Below are 24,530 nucleotides of genomic sequence, written 5' to 3' on the forward strand. Positions count from 1 at the left end.
CTATTATATCATGAATAAATTGTCAGTGTCAATTTAATGGGCAAATTCCAACAGGTTTGCTCTTGTGATACATGTATATATTTGACCATGATGACGAATTGTAGACTGAAAGCAGCCAAGGATCTTCCAAATATCTATTAGAAGGGCAAATCAGTTTTAGAAGCATATGAAAAATAATTTGAAAATTATTGACAATGGTCTATGCAGGAGAGTATAATTAGATCAAACATACATCGGATCGATCCGAGAACGATGCTATGCTGAGGGGCATAAATTGAGGTCATAAAGATAAATACTTTATCTGTAATTTATCGGATCGATCCAATACGTGTCATATAGGTTTTGAAATAAAAAAAGATTTAAAGCCATAAAACATATGTACAGTGAGTTTAGAATTAAGGAGTGATAAAATGAAAAAACCTTTACGAAAGGGAAATGCAGTTTCGGTTCTTACAGCAGAGGAAGCTGTTAAATTCATACCATATGGTGCGACTGTCGGATTTACAGGTGCTGGTGGCGGAATTCTTGAGGCCACTGAGGTAATTAAAGCCCTGTCAAATCGATTTAAAGAGTCTAATGAACCCAGAGACTTGACTTTCTGGCATACGACAGGATTAGGAGACCGTAATGATCGAGGCCTTTCTTCATTGGCTCAGAATGGATTAGTGAAAAGAATTTTTGGAGGTCATTGGGGACAATCACCGCGACTAGCTGAAATGGCTGAACGCAATGAAGTAGAAGCATATAACTTTCCACAGGGGGTTATGAGTCAGCTCTTAAGAACGGCTGCAGCAGGTCAACCAGGGATTCTTAGCCATGTTGGTTTGGGTACTTTTATTGATCCAAGGCAGCAAGGGGGAAAACTGAATGAGGTCACCACAGAAGATCTTGTTCAGCTCATGGAGATAGATGGTAGGGAATGGTTGTATTACCCTGTGGTTCCTATCGATGTAGCAATTATTAGGGGTACAACAGCTGATACAGAGGGTTATATCAGCATGGAAGATGAGATAACCTACTTGGATGCCTTGGCATTGGCACAAGCAGCCCATAACAATGGAGGTATCGTTATCGCCCAGGTTCAGCGGTTAGTAAAGGGACGTACATTACACCCTAGATCCATTAAGATACCGGGCTATCTTGTGGATGCTTTAGTGGTTGTCGAGGATCAACCTCAACTCTATTCAGGTCAAGTAAATCGGTTCTTTTCCGGTGACTATGTTCTTGATACAGGCGAAGTAGTGCCATTACCCCTGAATGAACGAAAGGTGATTGTTCGCAGAGCTCTCATGGAGATAGCACCAGGCAATGTAGGAAATGTGGGCGTAGGAATTTCTGATGGTATTGGCGTAGTTGCTAGAGAAGAGGGAATCAGCGAAGAATTTACCCTTACAGTAGAAACCGGCCCCATTGGCGGTGTGACTGCCCAAGGAATCTTCTTTGGAGCCAGTGTAAACATGCAAGCGGTGCTGGATATGCCAGCCCAGTTTGACTTCTATGATGGCGGTGGACTTGATGTAGCTTTTCTAAGTTTTGCAGAGGTTGATCAAGCAGGGAATGTCAATGTTCATAAATTCAATGGAAAGATAATGGGCACAGGAGGCTTTGTTAATATCTGCCAGAACAGCAAAAAGGTTATTTTTAGCGGTACCTTAACTGCGGGAAGTTTGAAAAGCATAGTAGAAAATGGCGCAGTGCGAATTGATCAGGAAGGTAAATTCAAGAAATTCGTTGAACGAGTACCTGAAATAACCTTTAATGGGCAGGATGCCATACGTAGAGGACAAACAGTGCTATATATTACTGAACGAGCTGTATTCCGTCTTGTAAAAGAAGGCCTTGAACTTTGCGAGGTTGCGCCAGGCATAGATATTGAAAAAGACATCGTTCAGCAAATGGGATTTACACCTAAGATTGCTAGTGATCTAAAGGAAATGGATCGACGCTTGTTTCTGACGGAGAAAATGGGTATTAGCACAGAATGGGGAAAGTAGGGCTGATTCCTAGACGAAGATAGGGTCATGAGGATTACGAGACAAAGAATAGAACTTATTTCGATAAAATATATATTAAAATTTAAGGAGGAAAATGATATGAGCAATAGAGTACCATTTGAAATTGGAGATACCATATCCTATTCGAAAACCATCAGTGAATCCGATGTATATTTGTTTGCAGGGATTACGGGTGATTTTAGCCAAATGCATATGAATGAAGAATTTATGAAGACGACGCCTTATAAGACTAGAATCGTCCATGGGGTACTTACTTTTGCCCTAGCTTCTACTGCTTCTACCTTAATACAAGTTCAGGCAAAGGCTGAAATTCCAAGTGTCTCTTATGGTTATGACCGACTTCGCTTTATCAAGCCAGTATTTTTCGGGGACACAGTTACTGCCAAATATACGATTAGCGAAATTGATGAGGAAAATTTAAAATCTGTTGCGAAGGTAGAAGTTTATAATCAAAAGGGTGAATTGTGTACGGTGGCTCAACATATTTTAAAATTCATTCCTTTTGAAAAATAAATATATTGGAGAAAGGGTGACGAGGATGAAAATTTGTGTACTTGGTGCAGGAGCATTGGGCAGTTCCATTGGCAGCGTCCTCACAGAAGCAGGGGAAGAGGTTTATTTAATAGACCAATGGACAGATCATGTTAATGCCATGAATGAACATGGATTGAAGGTAAGGGAAGGATCAACGGATAAATTTGTGAAGGTTCAGGGCCGAACGAGCTGTACAGGAATTGGACCAGCAGACCTTGTTATCGTTCTAGTAAAATCCTTTCATACCAGGGAAGCCATCGAAAAAGCGGCGCCAATCATAGGGGATAAAACGATGGTGATGTCGCTGCAGAATGGTCTTGGCAATGAGGAGACCCTTGGTGAAGTTGTTGGAATGGAGCGTTTGATTGGTGGCAAGACTTATGTTGGTGGTGTGTTGCTTGGGCCAGGCCATATTATCGCCGGTACCAAGGGAAAATATACTTATATTGGAGAAATGGATGGTTCAATTACCGAAAGGATTACCAAGGTGGCTGAGGTGTTTAATCGAGCGGGTTTATTGACTACAGTGAGTGAAAATATTGTAGGTATGATCTGGGATAAACTATTGATTAACGTCGCTACTGGTGCTTTGGCCGGTATCACAAAATTACCTTATGGGGGATTGTACAAAATCCCAGAAATTAGGGATTGTGCATTTGCAGCCATATCAGAAGGAATTGCCGTGGCAAGTGCAAATGGTGTGAAGCTATCCGTAGAGGATCCTGAAAAGATTTGGTTGATGGCAGCCGAAGGATTACCCGATGAGTTTAAGACTTCAATGCTGCAAAGCCTAGAGAAAGGGCAGAAAACGGAGATCGATTTCATCAATGGGTCAGTGGTAAGATGGGGAGAGAAAAGCAATATACCGACACCTGTCAACAAAGCGCTGGTGGCTAGTGTTAAAGGAATTGAATATTGGATGGAGCATTATGGGGCGCAAGCTTAGGTGTTTATGTCAATTGTAGAAGAGAGGTGGCCGCTATGACTTATCAGAAAAAATCTTACGTGGAACATACGGCAGTTCGTGTAAAAGATATTCAATGGCATATTCGTTTTTTTAGAGAAGTATTGGGCATGACAATTCGGAGTGTTGATGGAGCAGAAGAAGCGCCAAATCAAGTCTGGACAGTGGGAGGAATGCAGTTGATTTCCGATCCCAGCTTCGAAGGGCCAGAAGGGCGGATGGCCCACCTCGGCATAATGACTGAAGATATAGAGGCCGCGCTGGAAGAGGCCTATAGCTGGGGTGTAACCCAGATGCCTCAAGGAAGAAATTGGTTTGAATTACCCGATGGACTATGTATTGAACTGATGCAAGCGAGAGGTGAGGCAGTAACAGAAGCCTTGGCGATCAACCCTAGAGATTAGGAACCAAAGAAGTTTCTAGAATATTTTCAAAGAAGAGGTCGTGTACCTCTCTATCTAATATATAAACATTTAAAGGAGGATATTTATGAAAAAAGTTCTGATGCTACACGGAATAAATCACAATATGTTTGGAAAGAGAGATCCTGTACAATATGGGACGATCACCCTTGCTGAAATTGATGAAAAAATGCAGGAACTAGGAAAAGAGCTAGGTGTGAAAGTGATCAGCTTCCAAACAAATCATGAAGGTGAAATGTGCGAAAGAGTTCATCAAGCATTTTTAGAAAAAGTAGATGCAGTAGTCATCAATGCTGGTGCATGGACCCACTATAGCTATGGTTTAAGGGATGCATTAGCAATTCTTACAGTACCTATTGTAGAGATCCACATGTCCAATATCCATGCAAGAGAAGAGTTCCGTCATCATTCTGTGTTTGCTGAAATCGTTAAGGGACAAATTTGTGGATTCGGATTAGACAGCTATCTTCTTGGACTAAGAGCTGCTATAGGAGCTATGGAATAAGTTAAACATTTGGAAAGCAAATTTTAATGTAGAGCATAGCAAAAAATAATGATAGGTGGGATCATAGCCTTTGAAGTGGATACTTGCTAAAAGTAAAGCTAACAAGAGGCGATATCTCACCTATCATTATTTAATAGCTAAAAACAAAGAGATTTTAAATATGTCAAAGGGTGCAATTGATTAAATATATAGAATAAATGTCAATTCTTCATTATAATAGAGATAGATAAAAGAATATAAGAATGCCAGACGAAATGCCATAAAATATTATAGAATTCTAAAAAAAGAGATAATGAATAATAGGAGGATTGACATGACTGAAAAATCTAATGAAAATAGCGTTCGTTCCATACAGAGAGCTTTAAATATCCTTTTGTGCTTTAATTGGGACGAAAGGGAGCTGACACTGACAGAAATTGCCGAGAAAATTGGATTGGCAAAATCTACAGTATCTCGACTGCTAACCACTTTGGAATTGGAAGGCTTTATTTCTAAGGATCAGAAAACCAATAGATTTAAGCTGGGACACAATATTTATTATCTAGGGTTGATTGCAAAAGAAAGTTTAGATATAAGGAAAATTAGTCGTCCAATCATGGAGGAAATTGGTCGGGCGTCCCAAGAAACTGTAAATCTATATCTATTGGAAAATAGAGAACGGGTATGTCTTGAGCAGGTGGAAAGTCCTCAGCCAATAAAAAAATCTGAGAAAATAGGTGAGAGGGTCTCCATCTGGCAAGGTGCGACCGGAAGATCTATTTTAGCGAATCTAAAGGAAAATGTTTGGTATGAAATGATAAAAGAATTGAGACCTATTACAGAAGATACCATCGCAGATCCTGATGCATTCATTACCGAACTCAAGAAGGTGAAAGAAAGAGGATATGCGGTCAGTGTGGGTGAAAAGAATGCAGAGGTAGGTTGTATTGCTGCCCCTATTTTTGATGCCCATAGAAAAGTTATTGGTTGCCTTGCCATATCAGGTCCTAGATTTAGGTTCCCTGAGAATATAGATTACTATAGCGAATTGGTTGTGGACGGTGCAAAAAAGATTTCTAATCAATTGGGTTATTATGAAATAAGCCCTGGATATATGGAATAATTTGGAATGATAGGTTTATTGGGACACAAAATACTTTTTCTGAAAAAGCAAAAGGATAGTTGACGTATCGAGTGTCTTTGTTTTTAGTATCTCTACATTTTTGAAATATAGGAGTTCAAAAAGTTGATAATCTGTAGAGAAAGGACAAATGAAAATGACAAATGCAAATATGATATGGCCAGATAGGGTAACGATTTGTGAGGTTGGTCTACGTGACGGCCTGCAAAATGAAAAAAAAATACTTCATGTAGAAGAAAAGCTGCAGCTTCTGGACGCTGTCGTTCAATCGGGTATTAAAATTGTTGAAATTGGTTCTTTTGTACATCCTAAGGCTGTCCCTCAAATGGCTGATACCGAGGAAGTAGCTCGGCGAATGAAACGGGTAGACGGCGTAGAATATCGTGTTTTGGTACCTAATCTCAAAGGATTGGAGCGTGCCCATGCAGTTGGTCTTACAAAGGTCAAGCTGACCGTATCGGTGAGTGAGTCCCACTGCATTAACAACTTTAATCAAACTCCCTTGGAAATGATAAGAGGATTTATTCCCTGTGTGGAATATGCGGCAAAACATAATATCAAAATATCTGGGGCCCTTTCATCCGCTTGGGGATGTGCCTTTGAGGGAAAAATATCAGTCCAGCAGATTGAAAAAATTGTAAATGAATATCTGCAGCTTGGTATTACAGAACTGTCTTTGTCCGATGCCACTGGGATGGCTAATCCTCGTCAGATTTATGAAATAGGAAGCCACATGATGGAGAAATTTCCACAGGTAAAATGGGTGCTCCACTTGCACAATACCCGAGGCATGGCAATCGGTAATATCGTTGCAGGTCTCCAAGCTGGCTTTACTACTTTCGATGGAGCTTTTGCTGGGCTTGGCGGGTGTCCTTACATCCCAGGAGCTTCTGGAAATATCGCTACGGAAGATGTCATCCATATGCTTCATGAAATGGGAATAGATACGGGGGTAGATTTAGAAAAGGCTATGGCAACAGCCCGTATGACAGAGGCAATCGTGGAGCACCAAGGCCAAAGCGCTGTTCTAAGAGGCGGGCGGTGCGAAGATTTGACGAGAAAGAAGGCGCAACATCAGAACAATAAGTAAATATTGAAATAAGCTGAGGTTAAGGGGTGATGGTGAATCACCCCTACATTTTTTAAGGGTTATCCTCAACCTTAGCCTGTACATGTTGATGTCTAATCCCTTGAGAAATAGTATTCCTTTCCTATTTTGAAAAGAGTAGTTTTTCCCAAAATACAAAATATATTTTTTTTCGACAAATTTAGACTAACTTTTTTGAATATTTGTAGTATAATGGAAAAAAGAGATTTCATTAAATGGAAAACGGTTTCATCAGATGAAAATACATAATTGGAGGGATTTTGTTTGACTAGGCTGGCTTGGAGTAATTTTAAAATTGGATTTAAGTATAGTATGGCATTATTTACTACCATTTTTCTATTTATTATTGCTGCTGGACTGATTATTACATCCCTATTCACCATTCGGGAATCAGTAAATGATATTGAAGTCAAAAACAATAGATCTATTGCTATGGCGCAAATGGATTCTCTATTTAGGACAAAGGAACTGCTTATTTCTGACTATAAGGTTTTTGGAAAAGCTAGTGCTGTAGATGAATATACAAAAATTAAAAGTCAATTCGACAAGCTACAAGCTGAAGTTCAACCTTATATGAATACAAAGAACGTAGAGTTACAATTTTCGCTAATCAGCAAAAATAATAAACAGATGGATGATATCTTTATGAATCAAGTGATTCCTGAAACAAAGAAAAATAATGCAGAACAAGCACTGGCGGGATTTGTAAAAATATCTGGTTTGAGAAATCCTACTGCTCAGCTTTTTGAAAAGATCAAAGAAAGTATAGATGATGAACGTCAGCAGTCAGTAGATATTGCACATAAAAGCATTGAAAAATCAATTGGCGTTTTAATCGTAGGGATACTTTCAGCCGCAATCCTTGGCTGTATTTTGGTTTTCTTAATCAGCAGAAATATCAGTCGTAATTTGAATCAAGTTGTCAAGGCGACTGGCAAAGTTGCGAAGGGTGAACTTAGCCTAGAGGAAATTACGTATCGGGGCAAGGATGAAGTTGGTCAACTATCCGCAGCAATGAATGAAATGGTAGTCAATCTGCGAAGCATGATTCAAGAAGTTGCAGAAGCTGCTATAAAGGTGGACGATGAGAGCAGTACGCTTAAGAATGTTGCAAATGAAGTACAACAAAGCAGCGCACAAATTGCAGCAACGATGCTGGAGATGGCTTCTGGCGCAGAAGAACAAGCTGGATCAGCCACAGAAATTGCAAATTCCATATTCAGTTTGACTGAATTAATTACAGAAGCTAGTAAAAATAAAGAATTGCTGGAAGCTTCATCGAAGGACATTCTGGATGTGGTCCAAAGGGAAAGAACCCATATGGAAACTTCTATCGAAAATATGAATGATATCAATAAGATCATCAAGGAGTCCGTTACGAAGGTTAAATTGTTAGATGAAAATTCTAAAAAAGTATCCACCCTCGGACAAGTGATCAATGCCATCGCTGAGCAGACGAACCTATTGGCACTCAATGCAGCGATTGAAGCGGCTAGAGCAGGAGAAGCAGGACGAGGTTTTGCTGTAGTAGCCGATGAAATTAGAAAATTGGCAGAACAAGTAGGGACGTCAGTAAGTGAGATAAACGGTATCGTAGTTGGTATTCAAAAGGATTCTAAGAGTATGACAGAGTCTTTGGTAGCAGGATATGAAAATGTAGAAGAAAGCACCAAGCAAATTAAAATTACCGGGGATGGATTTGAAAAAATACATAGGGAAGTTGTTTCAATGGCGGATCGAATACAGGATGTATCTGCTAGCTTGGATGAAATATCTGCCAACAGTAATAAAATAAGTTCTGCAGGTGAACAAATTGCAGCGATTTCTCAAGAAAATTCTGCTGGAATTGAGCAGACGGTCGCATCCATGCAGCAGCAGAATAGTTCCATGGAGATGATCGCTCAAAACTCCCATTCCTTAGCAAGATCAGCAAATGTTTTAAAGAGTATTGTGGATCAATTTAGATTGTAAAAAATAAGGATTGTATAATATGACTCATAATGGCTCATATGATACGATCCTTAAAAATTAGGAGTGAAAGGTGTTTGTATTTTGTATATAGTTTAAAATTTTCATAAAATTTTATTTATACTGTTGACATGTATAGATATAACGTGTAAAATTAATTTTAATATTCGAAAAATTAATAATCAAAAGTGATGAGGGAGAGAAAAATACCATCCTAAGACTACAGAGAGCCAACGATTTGCTGAGAGTTGGTGTCGAAGCGGTATATAATAATCACTCCTGAACTGCCGAGTCAAAAAGCGCAGGCTGAGTAGATGACGCCGGGATTCTGTTAAGAACAGAAGTGCCACCGTTATATGGCTAGGGTTAAAAAGAAGCTTTCTTTCGACCTGAAGAGTCAATTCATGTGAATGAATTGTGAACTAGGGTGGTACCGCGAAGATATCCCTCGTCCCTAGAATACAAAAAATTGTGTTCTAGGAACGAGGGATTTTTATTTTATTCATTGTAAGGAGGTATGTAAATGAGCAGAACATTGTTGGCATTTGTGAACAACGAACCTGAAGTGTTGATGAGGGTCACGGGATTGCTGAGAAGAAAGGGATTGGATATTAAACACATTAGTATGGGAGAAAGTAAAACGCCAGCCGTTGCATACTTGGTGACTACGCTGACAGGAGAAAACCAGGATATCAATCAAGCAATCCATCAAATGAATAAACTCATTGATGTGTATCGCGTAGACGAAATTGCATATGGATTTAATGCAGAGCAGTTCTGGGCTCTTGCCGATGAAAACCTCACAGCTATGGGACCCATGTAAATATTACTAAAAGCTATGAAAATCAAAACTTAAATATTATAAAAAATAAGGGGGATTTAAAATGACAAAAATGTTTTATGAAAAGGATGCTAATTTTAATTTTATACAGGAAAGAAAGGTTGCTGTCATTGGTTACGGCAGTCAGGGCCATGCCCATGCCTTGAATTTAAAGGAGAGCGGCGTGGATGTGGTTGTGGGACTTTATGAGGGCAGTAAATCTTGGGAGAAGGCAGTGGCCGATGGTTTAGAGGTAATGGCAGTAGATGAGGCAGTAAAGTGCAGCAATGCCTTTATGATTCTGGTACCCGATGAAAAGCAGTCAAAGCTTTATCAAGAGTCTGTCAAACCTTACTTAAAGGCAGGAGATGCCCTTATTTTTGCCCATGGATTCAATATACATTTTAATCAGATTGTACCACCTGCTGATGTAGATGTTTTCATGGTGGCACCAAAGGGACCTGGGCATTTGGTAAGAAGATTATATGTAGAGGGGACAGGGGTACCAGCTTTGATTGCTGTACACCAGGATTATACAGGAAAAGCAAAGGACATCGCGTTAGCCTATGCCAAGGGAATTGGTGCTGCGAAAGCCGGCGTGATTGAAACGACCTTCAAGGAAGAGACAGAGACGGATTTATTTGGAGAGCAAAGCGTTCTTTGTGGTGGTGTTACAGAATTGATCAAAGCAGGTTTTGACACGTTGGTAGAGGCAGGGTATCAAAAAGAAGTGGCTTATTTTGAATGCCTTCATGAAATGAAATTAATTGTAGATCTGCTTTATGAAGGCGGAATGGAGAGAATGAGATACAGTGTTAGCGATACAGCAGAATACGGTGACTATATGGTAGGTAAAAGAATCATTAATGAGGAAACTAGGAAGGAAATGAAGAAAGTTCTCAAGGAGATCCAAGAAGGAAAGTTTGCTCAAGCATGGATATTGGAGAATATGACGGGTCGTCCTGTATTTAATGCCCGTAGAAATGAAGAAGTACAGCATCCAATCGTGCAGGTGGGTAAGGAATTAAGACAGATGATGACATGGCTGAAGAAATAGGAGGTAATTTATGAGAAGCAAAAGTGTAAAAGAAGGTGTTGAAAAAGCACCTCATCGTTCTCTTCTAAAAGCCTTAGGATTAACAGATGAAGAAATGAGAAGGCCTTTTATAGGCATCGTCAATGCATATAATGAAATTGTACCTGGACACAAGCATTTAAAAGAAGTTGCTGAGGCTGCGAAACGTGGTGTCATGATGGCAGGAGGCGTGCCTTTTGAATTTCCAACCATAGCAGTATGTGATGGTATTGCTATGAATCATGTAGGAATGAAATACTCTTTAGCCAGCAGGGAAATTGTAGCAGACAGTATAGAGATTATGGTAAAGGCCCACGGATTTGATGGTATCGTATTGATTCCCAATTGTGACAAGGTGGTACCTGGTATGCTGATGGCGGCTGCAAGACTCAATATACCAGCCGTTGTTGTAAGCGGTGGACCGATGCTGACAGGTCGTGTAAATGGTAAAAAGGTGGATGTTAGTACCGTGTTTGAGGCTGTAGGGGCGGTGAAGGCAGGAAAAATGACAGAAGAGGAATTGCACCAACTGGAAGAGCATGCTTGTCCAGGTTGCGGCTCCTGTGCCGGAATGTTCACAGCAAATTCTATGAACTGTATGACAGAAGCCCTAGGCTTAGCCCTATCTGGCAATGGAACTATACCAGCGGTATATGCAGAAAGGTTAAGGCTGGCAAAAGAATCGGGTATGAAGGTAATGGAACTGGTAGAAAAGCAGATACTTCCAAGGGATATCATGAATGAAGAAGGCATTCGAAATGCCTTGGTGGTAGATATGGCATTGGGATGCTCTTCCAATACTGTGCTTCATCTTACAGCCATCGCCCATGAAGCAGAGGTAGCGGTGGATTTGGATCAGATTAACGCCCTTAGTGATGCAACACCGAATCTCTGCAGGTTAAGCCCAGCAGGCAGCCATTATATGGAGGATTTATATGAAGCTGGAGGCGTTCTAGCTGTGATGAATGAATTGGATAAAAAGGATCTCCTTCATCGCGAAGTCTTAACAGTATCAGGAAAAACTGTGGGAGAGCTGGTGAAGGGACACCTAGTAAGAAGAAAAGATGTAATTCGTCCAATAGACGATCCTTATAGTCCTACGGGTGGTATTGCCATCCTAAAAGGAAATCTGGCGCCGGAAGGGGCTGTGGTCAAAAAATCAGCTGTAGATGAAGCCATGATGCAGCATCAAGGCAAAGCAAGGGTGTTCAATGAAGAAAATGAAGCTTCAGCGGCCATCTTAAATGGCCAGATCAATCATGGGGACGTGATCGTCATCCGATATGAAGGACCAAAAGGCGGCCCAGGTATGCAGGAAATGTTAACCCCTACATCCGCTTTAGCGGGCATGGGATTAGATAAGTCAGTGGCGTTAATTACTGATGGAAGATTTTCTGGAGCTACAAGGGGTGCATCCATTGGCCATGTTTCTCCAGAAGCCTATGAAGGTGGTCCTATTGGTTTGGTTGAAGAAGGAGATCAAATTGAGATTGATATTCCTAACAAGAAATTAAATGTGTTGGTATCCAATGAGGTGCTGAAAGAAAGACAACGTAATTGGAAGCCCATGGTGAAGCAGCAAAAGGGTTATCTAGGGAAGTATAAAGGACTTGTAAGTTCTGGGGCTGAAGGTGCCATCTGTAGAAGCAAAGAATAAAGCATTGAAGTGGGGAAGGAGGCTTTAACATGAAGTTAAGCGGTGCACATATCGTATTGGAATGTCTAAAGGAACAGGGTGTAGATACAATTTTTGGATACCCGGGAGGCGCAGTCATCCCATTATATGATGCCCTTTATGATAACAAAGATCATTTTTTACATGTAAGAACGAGCCATGAACAGGGGGCCGCCCATGCAGCCGATGGATATGCCAGATCAAGTGGAAAAGTGGGTGTTTGTATCGCCACCTCTGGACCAGGAGCTACCAATACAGTAACGGGCATTGCCACGGCCTACATGGACTCTATTCCTTTGGTGGTGATCACCGGACAGGTAGCCTCTGGGTTACTGGGGAAAGACTCTTTCCAGGAAGTAGATATCACAGGGATTACCTTGCCCATTACAAAGCACAGTTATTGTATAAAGGATGTGAATAAAATTGCAGGTGCGGTTCGGGAGGCATTTGTCATCGCGGCTTCTGGCCGACCGGGACCTGTATTGGTAGATATTACCAAGGATGCTTTGATGGCAAAAGGATATTATGAAAAACAAGAGAAATTAGGAAAGCAACCAGTGGGGGAACTGCTAGATACAAAGTCTTGTATAGAAGCTGCAAAGCTCATTAATAGCGCTCAGCGCCCTGTGATTTATGCAGGAGGTGGGGTAAGCTATTCCAATGCAGTGTCCCAATTGTATCAACTAGCTGTGAAAGGAGATATCCCGGTAGTCAATACACTGATGGGGTTAGGTAATTTTCCTAGAACCAATTCATTGTCTCTAGGGCTGGTAGGCATGCATGGCCTACCAGAATCAAATATGGCGGTGACCAATAGCGATCTTGTGATTGCTGTGGGCACTCGATTTAGTGATCGTGTGATTGGGGCAGTGAACGCCTTTGCGCCTAAGGCAAAGCTGATGCACATAGACATTGACCGGGGCGAAATAGGAAAAAACAAAGCTGTAGAGATGGCCATATTGGGGGATGTGGGAGAAATACTTTTTTATCTGACAGACCATGTAATCAAAAAGGACAGGAAGGATTGGCATAGGGAGATTGATTGTTGGCGACACCCATTTCAATCAGATGATCAGAAAATGCATCCAAAGGAGATCCTGGACTGTGCTTGGGAAAAGCTCAAAGGAAATGCTATTGTGACAACGGAGGTAGGACAGCATCAAATGTGGACGGCGCAGCACTGGAAGTTTGAGACACCTAGGACATTTATTACTTCCGGGGGCTTGGGAACGATGGGCTTTGGATTAGGTGCTGCCATCGGGGCTCAAATTGCCAATCCAGATCGAAGAATACTACACATAGCAGGGGATGGAAGTTTCCGGATGAACTGTAATGAGCTTGCCACTGTTGCTACCTATAAACTGCCTATTATTACCCTATTGTTTAACAATCAATCCCTTGGTATGGTACGCCAATGGCAGCATCTTTTCCACAGCAGCAGATACTCTGAAACAGATATCCAAGACGATGTTGATTATATGAAGCTGGTAGAGGCCTATGGATTAAGGGGTAGGAAAGTAGACAATATAAAGGAATTTGAATCTGCACTGGAGGAGGCCTTGGAGGATGGGAAAGGGATGATTATTGAATGTATGCTTCATCAGGATGAAAATGTATACCCCATCGTTCCCCCAGGGCAACCGATTCATCAATATATTATGGAATCATAGGAGGAGAAAAAATGCAAGACACATATGTTTTTTATCAGGGAAAGATCGTGAAGGAAAGCGAAGTTCAGATAAGTATAAGAAGTAAAGCCTTTAATTATGGCTTAGGATGCTTTGAAGGTATTCGTGCCTATTGGGATGAAGAAGCTCAGCAGTTGTATGTATTTCGATTGAAAGAACATTTCGAAAGACTTCAGGAATCATGCAAGGCATTGTATATGAATTTACCATATACAGTGGAGGAGCTATGTCAGTGGACCGTAGAACTTCTCAGAAAAAATAATTTTAAAACAACTGTATACATTCGTCCGGTGGCATTTAAAGGATCGGATCATTTATTCCCAACCCTATTTGATGATGATAATCGTGTACTGATCTACTGTCAACCCATGGGGAAATTCGCTGGTAAAGATGCGTTCCGGGCTGCCATATCCTCATGGAGAAGAATTTCAGATACCATGCTGCCACCGAGAACAAAAGCGACTGCTGCCTATTTAAACTCGGCCCTGGCATCCTTGGAGGCTTTACAAAACGGTTATGATGAAGCGATTCTATTAACAAAGGATGGCTATGTTTGTGAAGGCCCTGGTGAAAATATATTTTTAGTAAAGAAGGGTAAGTTGGTAACCCCATCTCCAGCCGATGATATTTTGGAAGGGATTACGAGGGATACAGTGATGACCCTGGCAAAGGAAGAATTGGGGATGGAAGTGGTGGAAAGAAGTGTAGGGAGAACAGAGCTTTATAGTGCTCAGGAAGTATTCTTCAGCGGAACGGCCATGGAAGTAACAGCTGTGGTGGAGGTAGACAACAGGAAAATTGCCGATGGTCAATCCGGGGAGGTGTGCAAGAAAATCAAAGAGCTTTTCTTTGATGTAGCCTTGGGAAAGAACCCCAAATATGCTCATTACTGCACGCCGGTATATGAAAAATAGGTTTTTGAGAGAGACAATGGTCTCTCTTTTTTTGATATCTATGAAATTACGGGCTTCAATTTCCTAGATATGGGGTGTGCAGAGGGGATTTTCCCCCTTTGCCGCATTAAGGAAGGTCCTCAGGAAGCTGCTTTGCAGCCGTCGAAGGAAACCTAGGGTTTCCTAGCGAAAACAAAGTGCCGATAGGCAACTTTGTTCCAGAAATAGTTGGTATAGCCGGAAAAATTATCAAAATTTTTTGAAAATTATCAATAAGAAAAAAGGAAAATGATGAATTGTGTCGAATCATATTCTAATATGATCTTACGAGATAGTATTTGCATAAACATACAACAAAAGGAGGCTGAGCCATTTGAAAAAAGCGAAAATGGGTATAAGGACTAAAATTTTAACAACATTGATCTGTGTAAGTATCGTTTTAACCTTGGCGTTAACGTTTACGTCCTCCTATATGATGAAACAGATGGGAAACCATGCTGGAGAACAGCTGGATCGTCAGCTTCGGGAAGACTTTGACCGAATGATCAAATCCGAGGTAGAGATTGTAGTCAGTTTACTAGATGAATTATACAAGAAAGCTGAGCGTGGAGAAATTACCCTGGATGAAGCAAAACAGCTTGGTGCAGATTTAATCAGAGAGCTAAGATATGGGGAAGACAATAGCGGTTATTTTTGGATTGATACAGTAGAGGGGGTAAACGTTGTCCTTCTTGGAAAGGTCGATGCTGAAGGAAAGAGCAGAATAGAGAGTCAGGATGCCAATGGAGTATTTTTTATCAAAGAGATTATTGCCAATGGGCAGAAGGAAGGTGGGGGCTATACCGATTATTGGTTTCCAAAGGCTGGGCAGACAGAGCCTTTGCCTAAACGGGGATATAGCTTACAATTTAAGCCCTTTGGGTGGGTTATTGGTACAGGGGCTTACATAGACGATATTGACCAGATTGTAAAAGAAAAAGAAACCATTTTAGAAGAATACAGGAGCAAGAGTATCTATATGACATTTATGGTAGCTCTAATTCTTCTGCTGATTACAGCAATTATAGCTTTTTTTATGGGAAAGAGAATTTCAGATCCAATTATTCGATTGACTAAACTGATTGAGAAAACGGCAAGTTTTGATTTATACCATGATCAATCCTTTGAGGGTTTGAAAAAGAACGTAGATGAAACAGGAACAATGGCAAAAGAAATGCTCAATATGAGACAGGCTTTAAGAGCGATGATAGGAGATATTCGGAAACAATCACAAACACTATTAACCAATGCCAATAATCTCTCTACCAATACAAATGAGACGGCATTATCCATTGATGAAGTGGCCAGAGCAATAGAAGAATTGGCTAATGGCTCCACAAACCAAGCGGCAGAAACCAGCGAAAGCTTATCCAAACTGGAAGAATTGAATAAACGAATCAACGAAATGATTCAGAGCACGATCTTTATCAGCAGCCATCTTGACCAAACAAATGAAATTACCAATCGATCTGCAGCCACTGTGAAAAGTCTGCAGCATAGTTTTAAACTGAATAATCAGATGACAGCTGAAGTTGCTGGAAATGTAAATAATCTTGCCCAGAAATCTAGTTCTATTGGAGAAATCGTGGGTGTGATTCAAGCGATTGCTGACCAGACAAATCTGCTTGCCCTCAATGCAGCGATTGAAGCAGCCAGAGCTGGAGAAGTTGGAAGAGGCTTTGCTGTGGTTGCAGGGGAAATAAAAAAGCTAGCAGAGCAAACAGCTCAGTCTACGGACCAGATAAAGAATATTACCTCAGAGATACAAAAAGAGATCGAGACAGCAAGTCAAAGCATGGATCAAACGAGGGTTATTGTGGACAAGGCAGATGAAGCAACTGCCGAAGTGGAAAAGGCCTTTGAAGAGACATCAAATGCGTTATTCCAAATTACAAAGCAAATGGAAAATCTGGTGGACAGCGCAAATAAAGTAGAGCAGTACAAGGAAAGCGTTATGGCATCGATTGAGAACATTGCTTCTGTTACGCAGCAATCATCGGCATCTTCCCAAGAAGTATCTGCATCGGTAGAGGAACAGACAGCCACCTTGGAGGAAATTGCAGAGATGGCTGAAAATCTTAAGCAGTTGTCAAAAACATTGGAGGATAAGATTTGTATTTTTAAATTGTAGATATATTGTCTAATTAAAAACCTTGATATGACGTGGTTTCACGTCATATCAAGGTTTAACTGTTTTCTCTAACTTTCTTCATTTTTAGGAATTCCCACTTTGTTTCGGCTGTGAGGATGGCAACAAAGATAATTACACAACCGAAAAACATTTTCACTGTAAAGAGCTCCTTTAAAAGGATGGTAGAAAGAATAGTGCCAAATACCGATTCAAGGCTTAAAATGATGGCCGCATGGGTAGGTGTGGTATATTTCTGAGCCACATTTTGAATCAAGAAGGCAACCAAAGTGCTGAATACCCCGAGGTATAGTACAGCTAATATCGTATCTGTAGGTACATTTTGAGGTGCTGTTTCAAGCAGCAAGGAAGCAGCAAAGGACAGGACAGCAGATATTCCCAGTTGGACGATGGTTAATACGATGGGGTCATGATGTTCTGCAAAATACCCAATAGAAACGATATGACAGGCGAAAAAGAATGCACAAACCAAGGTGAGGAGATCTCCTAAATTAATAGACAGACTTTCACTCAAGGTAAGAAGGCCTATGCCACAAAAGCAAAGAAAGGCAGCGGTGAGGTTATATTTATCAGGGCGATTCTTTTTCACGATCCAGTATAAGAAAGGTACAATCACCACGTTGGTGCCTGTTAAAAATGCCTGCTTTCCTGCTGTTGTATACTGTAATCCAACGGTTTGAGCAGCGAAGGCAACAAATAAAAAGAGACCAATGACGGTTCCAGCTTTAAAATCTTGAAATTTAGCAGATTTCAGCCGTTTATAGAAAACGATGGCCATCAATAGACATGCGATGGTAAATCGAAATGTCATCATGTAATAGGGCGTAATGGTATTTAGGGCATGTTTTGTTGCCACAAAACCACTACCCCATATTAAGGCTACTAAAAGTAGGGATAAGTCTGCATAGAGATTTTTATTTTTTTTAAACATATGGAATGTCCCCCTTATATTATAAATACAGGCTCTTTACTATGAAATGAAGGGTGGTATGATCTAAGGAAAAGTAGAGAGCAGAAATTTCTACTCCCTACAAATGTTTAGACAGATGCCCTATAGAATGGTATCTAGTCTTTCTTGATCAAAGCCTACCACATATTCTTCGTCAACTTTAATAACGGGTACAGCCATAATTCCTTTCTGCATCAATTCCTTACGACCAGCAGCATCGGTTGAAACATTTATTTCTTCGTAGCTGATACCCTTCTGCGAAAGATACTCCTTCGCTGTTACACAGTGGGGTCATGTTTTTGTGGTGAATACTGTAACCTTTTTCATATAAAATACCTCCATTTTATAGTTTGAATCATAAAGAAAATCCTTGTATATCTAGTATTTCTATAATTGTAGCCGTTATCCTTCTAATTGAAGGGAATTCATTTGAAAATCGAGGGAAATACTGATATAATGATGTAGCTTTTCGAATTTATAATGTAGAAAGCAAGTGTAGAAAATAAAAACAAACAAATGGATATCATGAAGTCTATTCATTCATATAAAAGGATTTTTTTACGAGTAGAGAAACTTTAATGGATACACTTCGTATAATAGATAGCAGATTTAATAAGACAGGAGAAAGAATATGAAGCAGATGCATTTGAAAGATCGGAATTTTTATAGAACCATGTTGGCTATCGCACTGCCAATAGCCCTCCAAAACCTGATTTCATCCTCCTTGAACATGGTTGATACGGTGATGATAGGAAAACTTGGTGAAACACAGATTGCAGCTGTAGGTTTGGCAAATCAGCTGTTTTTCTTATTCATTTTATTGATGTTTGGAATCAATAGCGGTTGTGCCATTTTTACTGCCCAATTTTGGGGAAAGAAAGATATTGCCAACATCCGCCGCGTGTTGGGACTTGCTTTGGTATCGGGAGGTTCTCTTAGCTTGGTGTTTGCCTGTATTGCCTTTTTTGTACCTCAGTTTGTTTTAAGACTTTTCACCATAGATTCTTTGGTAATTGATTTAGGCAGTCAGTATTTAAAAATCATTTCCTTTAGCTATTTAATTACTACTATCAGCTTTGCCTATGCCTTTGCATCCAGAAGCATTGGTCAAGCTAAGCTGCCCATGGTGGTGAGCGCCGTATCCTTGTTGACCAATACTTTATTGAATTATCTATTGATTTTTGGAAACTTAGGATTTCCGGAAATGGGGGTTCGAGGTGCTGCCCTTGCCACGGTCATTGCCCGTAGTGTAGAGTTGATTCTTCTACTAAGCATCATCTATAAACAGGGAGATGTCCTGGCAGGCAAGATTGGTGAACTGTTGGATTTTGAATTTGACTTTGTGAAGCGTGTTTACCAAACGGCAATTCCTGTAATCTTAAATGAAGGGTTTTGGGCATTGGGAATGACCATGTACTCTGTCGTTTATGCCAGAATCAGTACAGATGCTGTTGCATCCATTCAGATTGCCAATACGATTCAAAATATTTTTATGGTGGTAGCTATGGGGCTGGGTAACTCCTGTGCTGTGATGTTGGGCAATGAAATTGGTGCTGGACACAAGGAAAAAGCGATCACCTATGGGAATACCTTTATTCTGTTAGGTACCCTATTGGGTGCCGCTATTGGTGGATTTTTAGCTCTGGTTTCACCATATATTCTACAATTCTTTAATGTTTCACAGCGTGTTCATGAAAGTGCCTATTGGATCTTGATGATCATGGGCGTTACCATGGCGATTCGAATTTTCAATACCATACTGATCATAGGTGTTTTCCGTAGTGGTGGAGATACAAAATTTTCTTTATATTTGGAAATGGGCAGCGTTTGGCTTGTGGGTGTTCCATTGGCCTTTATCGGCGCCCTTGTTTGGAAGCTTCCCGTATATTGGGTGTATGGCTTAATTTCCATAGAGGAACTCATCAAAGCTTTTTTAGGCTTTCCAAGGGTATTATCCAAGAAATGGGTAAGAAATGTAGTAGAACATATGTAGAGGGCGCTCAAACTTTGAGCGCCCTTTCCATATGTTCTAAATTTTGAATTTCTGTACCATTTGATTTAACTTTTCCGCTAGCTCTGCTTGTACTTGAGATACCTTGGCCACTTCTTCCAAGGCATCGACAGCCTGAGAGATATTACTGGATATCTCTTGGGAGGCCGCCATGGTTTCCTCTGAAGTTGCTGAAACAGATTCTATAGCAGCGTCTACCTGCTGGGTGATGTGGTCGATGTTTTCAATATTCATATTGAAATCCTGAATGAGTCCATGGATGAATTCCGCATCTTTTTTGTATTGAATCCCTGTTTTTACAAGGGTATCGTAATCATGAGATACTTTTTCATCGATGAAGCGTAATAATTCATTGGCATTGTTAGATAAGTTTGCAAAGGCCTTATGTACTTGTTGGATCACGGGCTGGATACTGGTGACAGTTTTAGAAGATTCATCTGCCAGTTTTCTTACTTCCTCAGCTACTACTGCGAAGCCTCTTCCATGCTCCCCGGCCCGGGCAGCTTCAATAGCGGCATTGAGTGACAAAAGATTGATTTGCTCTGAAATAGCTGATATACCTTGAGTCATCATCTCGATTTCTTTTACTACCTTACCTGCCTCAATGGCATCTAGAATTTTACGCTGTTTTTCTTGATAAATACTTTCTGCAGCTTCCCTGGATTGTTCTGCCTCTAATTTCATAAACTCAGCTCTCTTTTGAATTTCTATGGCAGACTGATTTCCCTCTCTAGCCTTTTGTACCAGACTATTGGCAGTAAGTGTAACCGTTTGAGAGGATGCATTGACCTGTTCAAGAGCAGCGCTGGCATCTTCAGTGCCTTTAGAAATGCCTTCCGTTGCTGTATCAACATGTTGCATTTGGGCCAATACCTCTTCGACGGTAGCAGATAATTCTTCACTGGAAGCGCTCAATTCTGATGAATTATTCACAATTTCTCGGATAAGATGTTGGGTATTGATGACAGATTTATTGAGTGCTCTGATCAATAGTCCGATTTCATCTTGACGGTCTATCTCTATTTGCTGAGTTAGATCACCATCGCCAAGCTGTTCAGCAAACTGCAAACCTTGCTTTAAAGGTTGAGTAATGATCTTGGTCAGTAAAACTCCCAAGAACACGGCGACGAGAATGGCACTAAGAATGATGATAGACATAAACATTAAAGTATTTTTATATAAGTCATCACTACTGGAATGAATTTGCTCAGCAATTTGTTCGTTTAGGGATACGAGGCGGTCTAAAGATTCTTGGAGTTTATCAGCTGACTTTTTAATACTATCAAAGGCGAGAACGGCACCACTCATGTTATGGTTCTCCACCAGAGCTAAATATTTATTCTGTGCATAGCTGTATTGAGTTAAATCTCCTTGGAATTCCTGTAGTAGCTGCTCCTCTTCTGGTGTTAATTCCGTGGAAGCATATTTTTTGAGCAACGCATCGTTCTCAGATTTTAATGGACCAATGATATTCTTAATCTCGGAAACAGCTGTTTTATTTTCATGCGTTAGTAAGCTGTATAAGTGCATGCGAACGGATGTAACGTTATTTTGGATATCTCCCAGTATTTGAATGGGAATCAATCGATCATAATACATCGTTTTCGTTCCTTGATTGATACGTTTCATATCGATAATTCCTATAAAACCTACAGCACCAATTAAGATAGATAGGATTAGAAAGCCTGAGATGATTTTGGTTCCCGTTTTCAAGTTTAAATACCATTTCATACATAATGCCTCCCTTCAATAGGATAAAGTTTTAATTTTTTGAATATAAATACGATTATAACTATTCTGAAGACAAATTACAACAATAATTTTCATAAGTATGCAATAAGTGTTAGATATAACGATGGAAAAGGTCAGTTATTGTCTTTAAAACATAAAGAAGAGATTGTATGATTCCATTCATAAATGGGTAAAGAAATGATATGATTATCCTATAGAACATTTTGATGATCGAAAAATGAGAGAGGGGTATAGTACCATGACAAAAAGAAAGATTGATTTTCCTGACTATGGGAAAGAAATAATGGAAGTATTGAAGGAAGGGCGGGCATTGCTGGTGGCTCAGGGGAAAGATGGAAAACCAAATCCCATGACCATCGCCTGGGGAAGCATCATGTATGCATGGAATAAACCCATATTTGTTGTGCTGGTTCGAGATTCCAGATACACATACAAGCTGTTGGAAGAAAGTGAGAGTTTCACAGTAAACTTTTTTGATAGGACTTATAATAAGGCTATGGGGTTCTGTGGAAGTAAATCAGGAAGAGACTTTGATAAATTTAAAGAAACTGGGCTAACGCCAGGGGAGTCAAAGGCAGTGGTGACACCCATCATAGAAGAGGCCTTCTTGAATATCGAATGTAAGATTGTGATGAAAAGTGAAATGAATCCTACATTGGTTGACCCAGAGATTGTAAAAGCCCATTATCAGACGGATGTCCCAGAGAGAACCTATCATACCCTATATTTTGGAGAAATCATTGATATGTATGGTGACTTTTCAGAGAATTTGACGAAATAGAATCAGTAGACCTATCTTTTAAAAAGCAAGTGTATATATTGGAATAAATATTCAAAACAATTATTTTATTCTAGGAACCTTTTTCTCCTAGGATTTGAATTATCATTTAAAAACTCTTTCAGATAGGGTATAATTATACGAAAATAAATGAATATCTGGACATGACATTGGATGAAGGGGGGAGCAACATGACATATCCAAAATTGGAGATAAATCTGCCGAAAATATATCATAATGGAAAGACTTTGGTAGAAATGTGCCGAAAAAAGGGAATAGAGATTGCAGCAGTAACCAAGGTTTTCCGAGGACATCCAGAAATCGCCAGGGTATTGGTGGAAGCAGGGGTCACGATGTTAGCTGATTCACGGATTAGTAATATAAAGAGACTCGAAGGACTTGAAGCCCATAAGATGTTGATTCGAATACCCATGATGAGTGAAATCGAAGAATTGGTGGAACATGTAGACATCAGCATCAATTCTGAACTTGAGGTGATGGATCGAATATCTGAAGAAGCTTTAAAAAGAAACAAAGTTCATCAGGTTATGCTCATGGTAGACCTGGGAGATTTGAGAGAGGGCTTATGGGAGGATGAGGTAGAGTCCGTGGTGGAAAAAGTCCTTATGATGAAAGGCATTCAATTGGTAGGCTTGGGCGCGAATTTCGGATGCTACGGGGGAATTATACCAGAAAGACATACTTTGGAGAAGTTGATCGCCATGAAGCAAGGTCTAGAAAAAAAGTATGGTATTTCTATACCCTATCTATCTGGGGGAAATTCCAACAGTCTTCATTTGATCTGGGAAGATCAGATGCCCGAGGGTATCAATCATCTAAGAATTGGTTATCCCTTTGTGCTGGCAAAGGAAGATGTGTACGATCAAGTCATCGAGGGACTCTACGATGATGCTTTTCGTCTATATGGAGAGATCGTTGAAATTAAAAATAAACCCTCTGTACCTATTGGAAAGCGAGGCATAGATGCTTTTGGTAATATCCCTGAATTTATAGATCGAGGAATAAGAAAGAGAGCCATCGTGGCCCTTGGAAGACAAGACGTGCGTTTAGAGGGGATTACACCAAAAGATGAAAAAGTTACGATTTTAGGTGCAAGCAGCGACCATCTCATCCTGGACATCCACGACTCGAAGACGAGTTATCATGTTGGCGATATTATGGAGTTAAAAATGAATTATGGAGCATTGCTGGCAGTCATGACCTCGGATTATGTGATGAAAGAGATTATTATATAAAGAAAATAATTGGACCTTGGGAAACCAAGGTCTTTGCTCATATATTTGAAAGAAATGGAGTCCGATCAGGGATGAAATATATAGCAGAATGGTAAAACTATCATTAAGAAAGAAGGAGGATCTATCTATGGAGAAGGAGAAATTTGTACCTGAAATAACTACGGAGCTTCGCAAAAATATTATTGAGGTGCCAAGAGTCATTTCCATGGCCAGCGGCATTCGAATATTAGGGAAGCGGATAAAATCTATTTTGTTCTCAACGGACGTTGCGATTATTAAAAATATAAACGCTGATGCCATCATCGCAGTATATCCCTTTACACCGCAGCCTTCTATTACCCAAGCTATTCTAGAAGTAGCACCAGTACCTGTGTTTACAGGTGTCGGTGGGGGATTGACCACAGGCCAGCGTTCCATTAATATTGCCCTACATGCAGAATTCCAAGGAGCCATTGGGGTGGTATTGAATGCACCTACCCCTAATGATGTGATTCGTGAGATGCGGGAGCGAATCGATATACCCATTGTGGTAACTGTGGTTTCTGAAAATGATGATATCAAGGGAAGAATTGAGAGTGGTGCGGCAATCTTAAATGTTTCAGGTGGATCAAAAACGGTGGATATCCTAAAACGAATTCGTAAAGTTTATCCACATTTCCCTGTAATAGCCACAGGAGGACCCACAGAGGAGAGTATTTTGGAAACCATCGAAGCTGGTGCCAATGCGATTACCTATACACCACCTTCGACAGCCAAAATATTTAGTCAAATCATGAATAAATATAGAGGCGTTGGAGACATGTAGTCAG

At 40.3% G+C, this 24,530-nt stretch carries 21 protein-coding genes and 1 other annotated feature; of the genes, 18 read left to right on the plus strand and 3 right to left on the minus strand.

Annotated features, from left to right (window positions below):
- The first annotated feature begins 410 nt into the window (after positions 1-410).
- The 14 genes from HNQ80_RS06680 (at position 411) to HNQ80_RS06745 (ending at position 16,957) form a co-directional block, all read left to right on the plus strand.
- Positions 411-1,994 carry an acyl CoA:acetate/3-ketoacid CoA transferase gene (locus HNQ80_RS06680; RefSeq protein ID WP_184309428.1) on the plus strand — a complete coding sequence of 528 codons (1,584 nt, stop codon included), beginning with the start codon at positions 411-413 and terminating at the stop codon, positions 1,992-1,994.
- 99 nt (positions 1,995-2,093) lie between these two features.
- A complete protein-coding gene (locus tag HNQ80_RS06685; RefSeq protein ID WP_184309430.1) occupies positions 2,094-2,528 on the plus strand; it encodes a MaoC family dehydratase in 435 nt (144 codons plus the stop codon).
- 25 nt (positions 2,529-2,553) lie between these two features.
- On the plus strand, positions 2,554-3,495 hold the full coding sequence (locus tag HNQ80_RS06690; RefSeq protein ID WP_184309432.1) for a ketopantoate reductase family protein: 942 nt from the start codon (positions 2,554-2,556) through the stop codon (positions 3,493-3,495).
- A gap of 35 nt (positions 3,496-3,530) precedes the next feature.
- A complete protein-coding gene (locus HNQ80_RS06695) occupies positions 3,531-3,917 on the plus strand; it encodes a VOC family protein (RefSeq protein ID WP_184309434.1) in 387 nt (128 codons plus the stop codon).
- An 85-nt stretch (positions 3,918-4,002) separates the two neighbouring features.
- Entirely contained in the window at positions 4,003-4,440 is a 438-nt protein-coding gene (aroQ, locus tag HNQ80_RS06700) for a type II 3-dehydroquinate dehydratase (RefSeq protein ID WP_184309436.1), read from the plus strand.
- A 313-nt stretch (positions 4,441-4,753) separates the two neighbouring features.
- Positions 4,754-5,542 carry an IclR family transcriptional regulator gene (locus tag HNQ80_RS06705; RefSeq protein ID WP_184309438.1) on the plus strand — a complete coding sequence of 263 codons (789 nt, stop codon included), beginning with the start codon at positions 4,754-4,756 and terminating at the stop codon, positions 5,540-5,542.
- Between the two features lie 148 nt (positions 5,543-5,690).
- A complete protein-coding gene (locus HNQ80_RS06710; protein WP_243183014.1) occupies positions 5,691-6,650 on the plus strand; it encodes a hydroxymethylglutaryl-CoA lyase in 960 nt (319 codons plus the stop codon).
- 282 nt (positions 6,651-6,932) lie between these two features.
- Positions 6,933-8,639 (plus strand): methyl-accepting chemotaxis protein, encoded by a 1,707-nt coding sequence (locus HNQ80_RS06715; RefSeq protein WP_184309440.1) that lies wholly within the window; start codon positions 6,933-6,935, stop codon positions 8,637-8,639.
- 179 nt (positions 8,640-8,818) lie between these two features.
- Positions 8,819-9,095, plus strand: a binding site (T-box leader).
- A 64-nt stretch (positions 9,096-9,159) separates the two neighbouring features.
- A complete protein-coding gene (gene ilvN, locus HNQ80_RS06720) occupies positions 9,160-9,459 on the plus strand; it encodes an acetolactate synthase small subunit (RefSeq protein WP_184309442.1) in 300 nt (99 codons plus the stop codon).
- Between the two features lie 61 nt (positions 9,460-9,520).
- Entirely contained in the window at positions 9,521-10,513 is a 993-nt protein-coding gene (gene ilvC, locus HNQ80_RS06725; RefSeq protein ID WP_184309444.1) for a ketol-acid reductoisomerase, read from the plus strand.
- 10 nt (positions 10,514-10,523) lie between these two features.
- Positions 10,524-12,188 carry a dihydroxy-acid dehydratase gene (gene ilvD / locus HNQ80_RS06730; RefSeq protein WP_184309446.1) on the plus strand — a complete coding sequence of 555 codons (1,665 nt, stop codon included), beginning with the start codon at positions 10,524-10,526 and terminating at the stop codon, positions 12,186-12,188.
- 29 nt (positions 12,189-12,217) lie between these two features.
- Positions 12,218-13,876, plus strand: a complete 1,659-nt coding sequence (gene ilvB, locus HNQ80_RS06735; RefSeq protein ID WP_184309448.1) for a biosynthetic-type acetolactate synthase large subunit — start codon at positions 12,218-12,220, stop codon at positions 13,874-13,876.
- An 11-nt stretch (positions 13,877-13,887) separates the two neighbouring features.
- Positions 13,888-14,808 carry a branched-chain amino acid transaminase gene (locus HNQ80_RS06740; protein ID WP_184309450.1) on the plus strand — a complete coding sequence of 307 codons (921 nt, stop codon included), beginning with the start codon at positions 13,888-13,890 and terminating at the stop codon, positions 14,806-14,808.
- Between the two features lie 352 nt (positions 14,809-15,160).
- Complete coding sequence (locus HNQ80_RS06745; protein WP_184309452.1) at positions 15,161-16,957, plus strand: methyl-accepting chemotaxis protein; 1,797 nt, start codon at positions 15,161-15,163, stop codon at positions 16,955-16,957.
- Positions 16,958-17,012: 55 nt separating this feature from the next.
- Here the strand turns inward: HNQ80_RS06745 and HNQ80_RS06750 are convergent, their stop codons facing one another.
- Together HNQ80_RS06750 and HNQ80_RS26240 are read right to left on the minus strand one after the other, a co-directional pair.
- Entirely contained in the window at positions 17,013-17,906 is an 894-nt protein-coding gene (locus HNQ80_RS06750) for a DMT family transporter (protein WP_184309454.1), read from the minus strand.
- 120 nt (positions 17,907-18,026) lie between these two features.
- Positions 18,027-18,251 carry a glutaredoxin family protein gene (locus HNQ80_RS26240; protein WP_184309456.1) on the minus strand — a complete coding sequence of 75 codons (225 nt, stop codon included), beginning with the start codon at positions 18,249-18,251 and terminating at the stop codon, positions 18,027-18,029.
- A 304-nt stretch (positions 18,252-18,555) separates the two neighbouring features.
- On the opposite strand from HNQ80_RS26240, the gene HNQ80_RS06760 reads away from it, so the two are divergent.
- Complete coding sequence (locus HNQ80_RS06760) at positions 18,556-19,917, plus strand: MATE family efflux transporter (RefSeq protein WP_184309457.1); 1,362 nt, start codon at positions 18,556-18,558, stop codon at positions 19,915-19,917.
- Between the two features lie 36 nt (positions 19,918-19,953).
- On the opposite strand, the gene HNQ80_RS06765 is transcribed toward HNQ80_RS06760, so the two are convergent.
- Complete coding sequence (locus HNQ80_RS06765; RefSeq protein WP_184309459.1) at positions 19,954-21,666, minus strand: methyl-accepting chemotaxis protein; 1,713 nt, start codon at positions 21,664-21,666, stop codon at positions 19,954-19,956.
- Positions 21,667-21,925: 259 nt separating this feature from the next.
- On the opposite strand from HNQ80_RS06765, the gene HNQ80_RS06770 reads away from it, so the two are divergent.
- The 3 genes from HNQ80_RS06770 to HNQ80_RS06780 all read left to right on the plus strand — a co-directional run bounded on the left by HNQ80_RS06770 (position 21,926) and on the right by HNQ80_RS06780 (position 24,526).
- Positions 21,926-22,468, plus strand: coding sequence for a flavin reductase family protein (locus HNQ80_RS06770; RefSeq protein WP_184309462.1), 543 nt, complete (start codon positions 21,926-21,928; stop codon positions 22,466-22,468).
- A gap of 188 nt (positions 22,469-22,656) precedes the next feature.
- The gene (gene orr / locus HNQ80_RS06775) at positions 22,657-23,721 is read left to right on the plus strand and encodes an ornithine racemase Orr (protein WP_184309464.1); all 1,065 of its coding nucleotides are present in this window, start codon (positions 22,657-22,659) and stop codon (positions 23,719-23,721) included.
- Positions 23,722-23,848: 127 nt separating this feature from the next.
- The gene (locus tag HNQ80_RS06780) at positions 23,849-24,526 is read left to right on the plus strand and encodes a beta/alpha barrel domain-containing protein (protein WP_184309466.1); all 678 of its coding nucleotides are present in this window, start codon (positions 23,849-23,851) and stop codon (positions 24,524-24,526) included.
- Positions 24,527-24,530 lie beyond the last annotated feature (4 nt).

It is taken from the genome of Anaerosolibacter carboniphilus, from assembly GCF_014205875.1.
In the GTDB taxonomy this organism is placed as follows: Bacteria; Bacillota; Clostridia; order Peptostreptococcales; family Thermotaleaceae; genus Anaerosolibacter; species Anaerosolibacter carboniphilus.

Coding starts and splice junctions, on each gene's coding strand:
- HNQ80_RS06680 (WP_184309428.1), top strand. CDS start 411: ATGAAAAAACCTTTACGAAAGGGAAATGCAGTTTCGGTTCTTACAGCA.
- HNQ80_RS06685 (WP_184309430.1), top strand. CDS start 2,094: ATGAGCAATAGAGTACCATTTGAAATTGGAGATACCATATCCTATTCG.
- HNQ80_RS06690 (WP_184309432.1), top strand. CDS start 2,554: ATGAAAATTTGTGTACTTGGTGCAGGAGCATTGGGCAGTTCCATTGGC.
- HNQ80_RS06695 (WP_184309434.1), top strand. CDS start 3,531: ATGACTTATCAGAAAAAATCTTACGTGGAACATACGGCAGTTCGTGTA.
- aroQ (WP_184309436.1), top strand. CDS start 4,003: ATGAAAAAAGTTCTGATGCTACACGGAATAAATCACAATATGTTTGGA.
- HNQ80_RS06705 (WP_184309438.1), top strand. CDS start 4,754: ATGACTGAAAAATCTAATGAAAATAGCGTTCGTTCCATACAGAGAGCT.
- HNQ80_RS06710 (WP_243183014.1), top strand. CDS start 5,691: ATGAAAATGACAAATGCAAATATGATATGGCCAGATAGGGTAACGATT.
- ilvN (WP_184309442.1), top strand. CDS start 9,160: ATGAGCAGAACATTGTTGGCATTTGTGAACAACGAACCTGAAGTGTTG.
- ilvC (WP_184309444.1), top strand. CDS start 9,521: ATGACAAAAATGTTTTATGAAAAGGATGCTAATTTTAATTTTATACAG.
- ilvD (WP_184309446.1), top strand. CDS start 10,524: ATGAGAAGCAAAAGTGTAAAAGAAGGTGTTGAAAAAGCACCTCATCGT.
- ilvB (WP_184309448.1), top strand. CDS start 12,218: ATGAAGTTAAGCGGTGCACATATCGTATTGGAATGTCTAAAGGAACAG.
- HNQ80_RS06740 (WP_184309450.1), top strand. CDS start 13,888: ATGCAAGACACATATGTTTTTTATCAGGGAAAGATCGTGAAGGAAAGC.
- HNQ80_RS06750 (WP_184309454.1), bottom strand. CDS start 17,906: ATGTTTAAAAAAAATAAAAATCTCTATGCAGACTTATCCCTACTTTTA.
- HNQ80_RS06760 (WP_184309457.1), top strand. CDS start 18,556: ATGAAGCAGATGCATTTGAAAGATCGGAATTTTTATAGAACCATGTTG.
- HNQ80_RS06765 (WP_184309459.1), bottom strand. CDS start 21,666: ATGAAATGGTATTTAAACTTGAAAACGGGAACCAAAATCATCTCAGGC.
- HNQ80_RS06770 (WP_184309462.1), top strand. CDS start 21,926: ATGACAAAAAGAAAGATTGATTTTCCTGACTATGGGAAAGAAATAATG.
- orr (WP_184309464.1), top strand. CDS start 22,657: ATGACATATCCAAAATTGGAGATAAATCTGCCGAAAATATATCATAAT.
- HNQ80_RS06780 (WP_184309466.1), top strand. CDS start 23,849: ATGGAGAAGGAGAAATTTGTACCTGAAATAACTACGGAGCTTCGCAAA.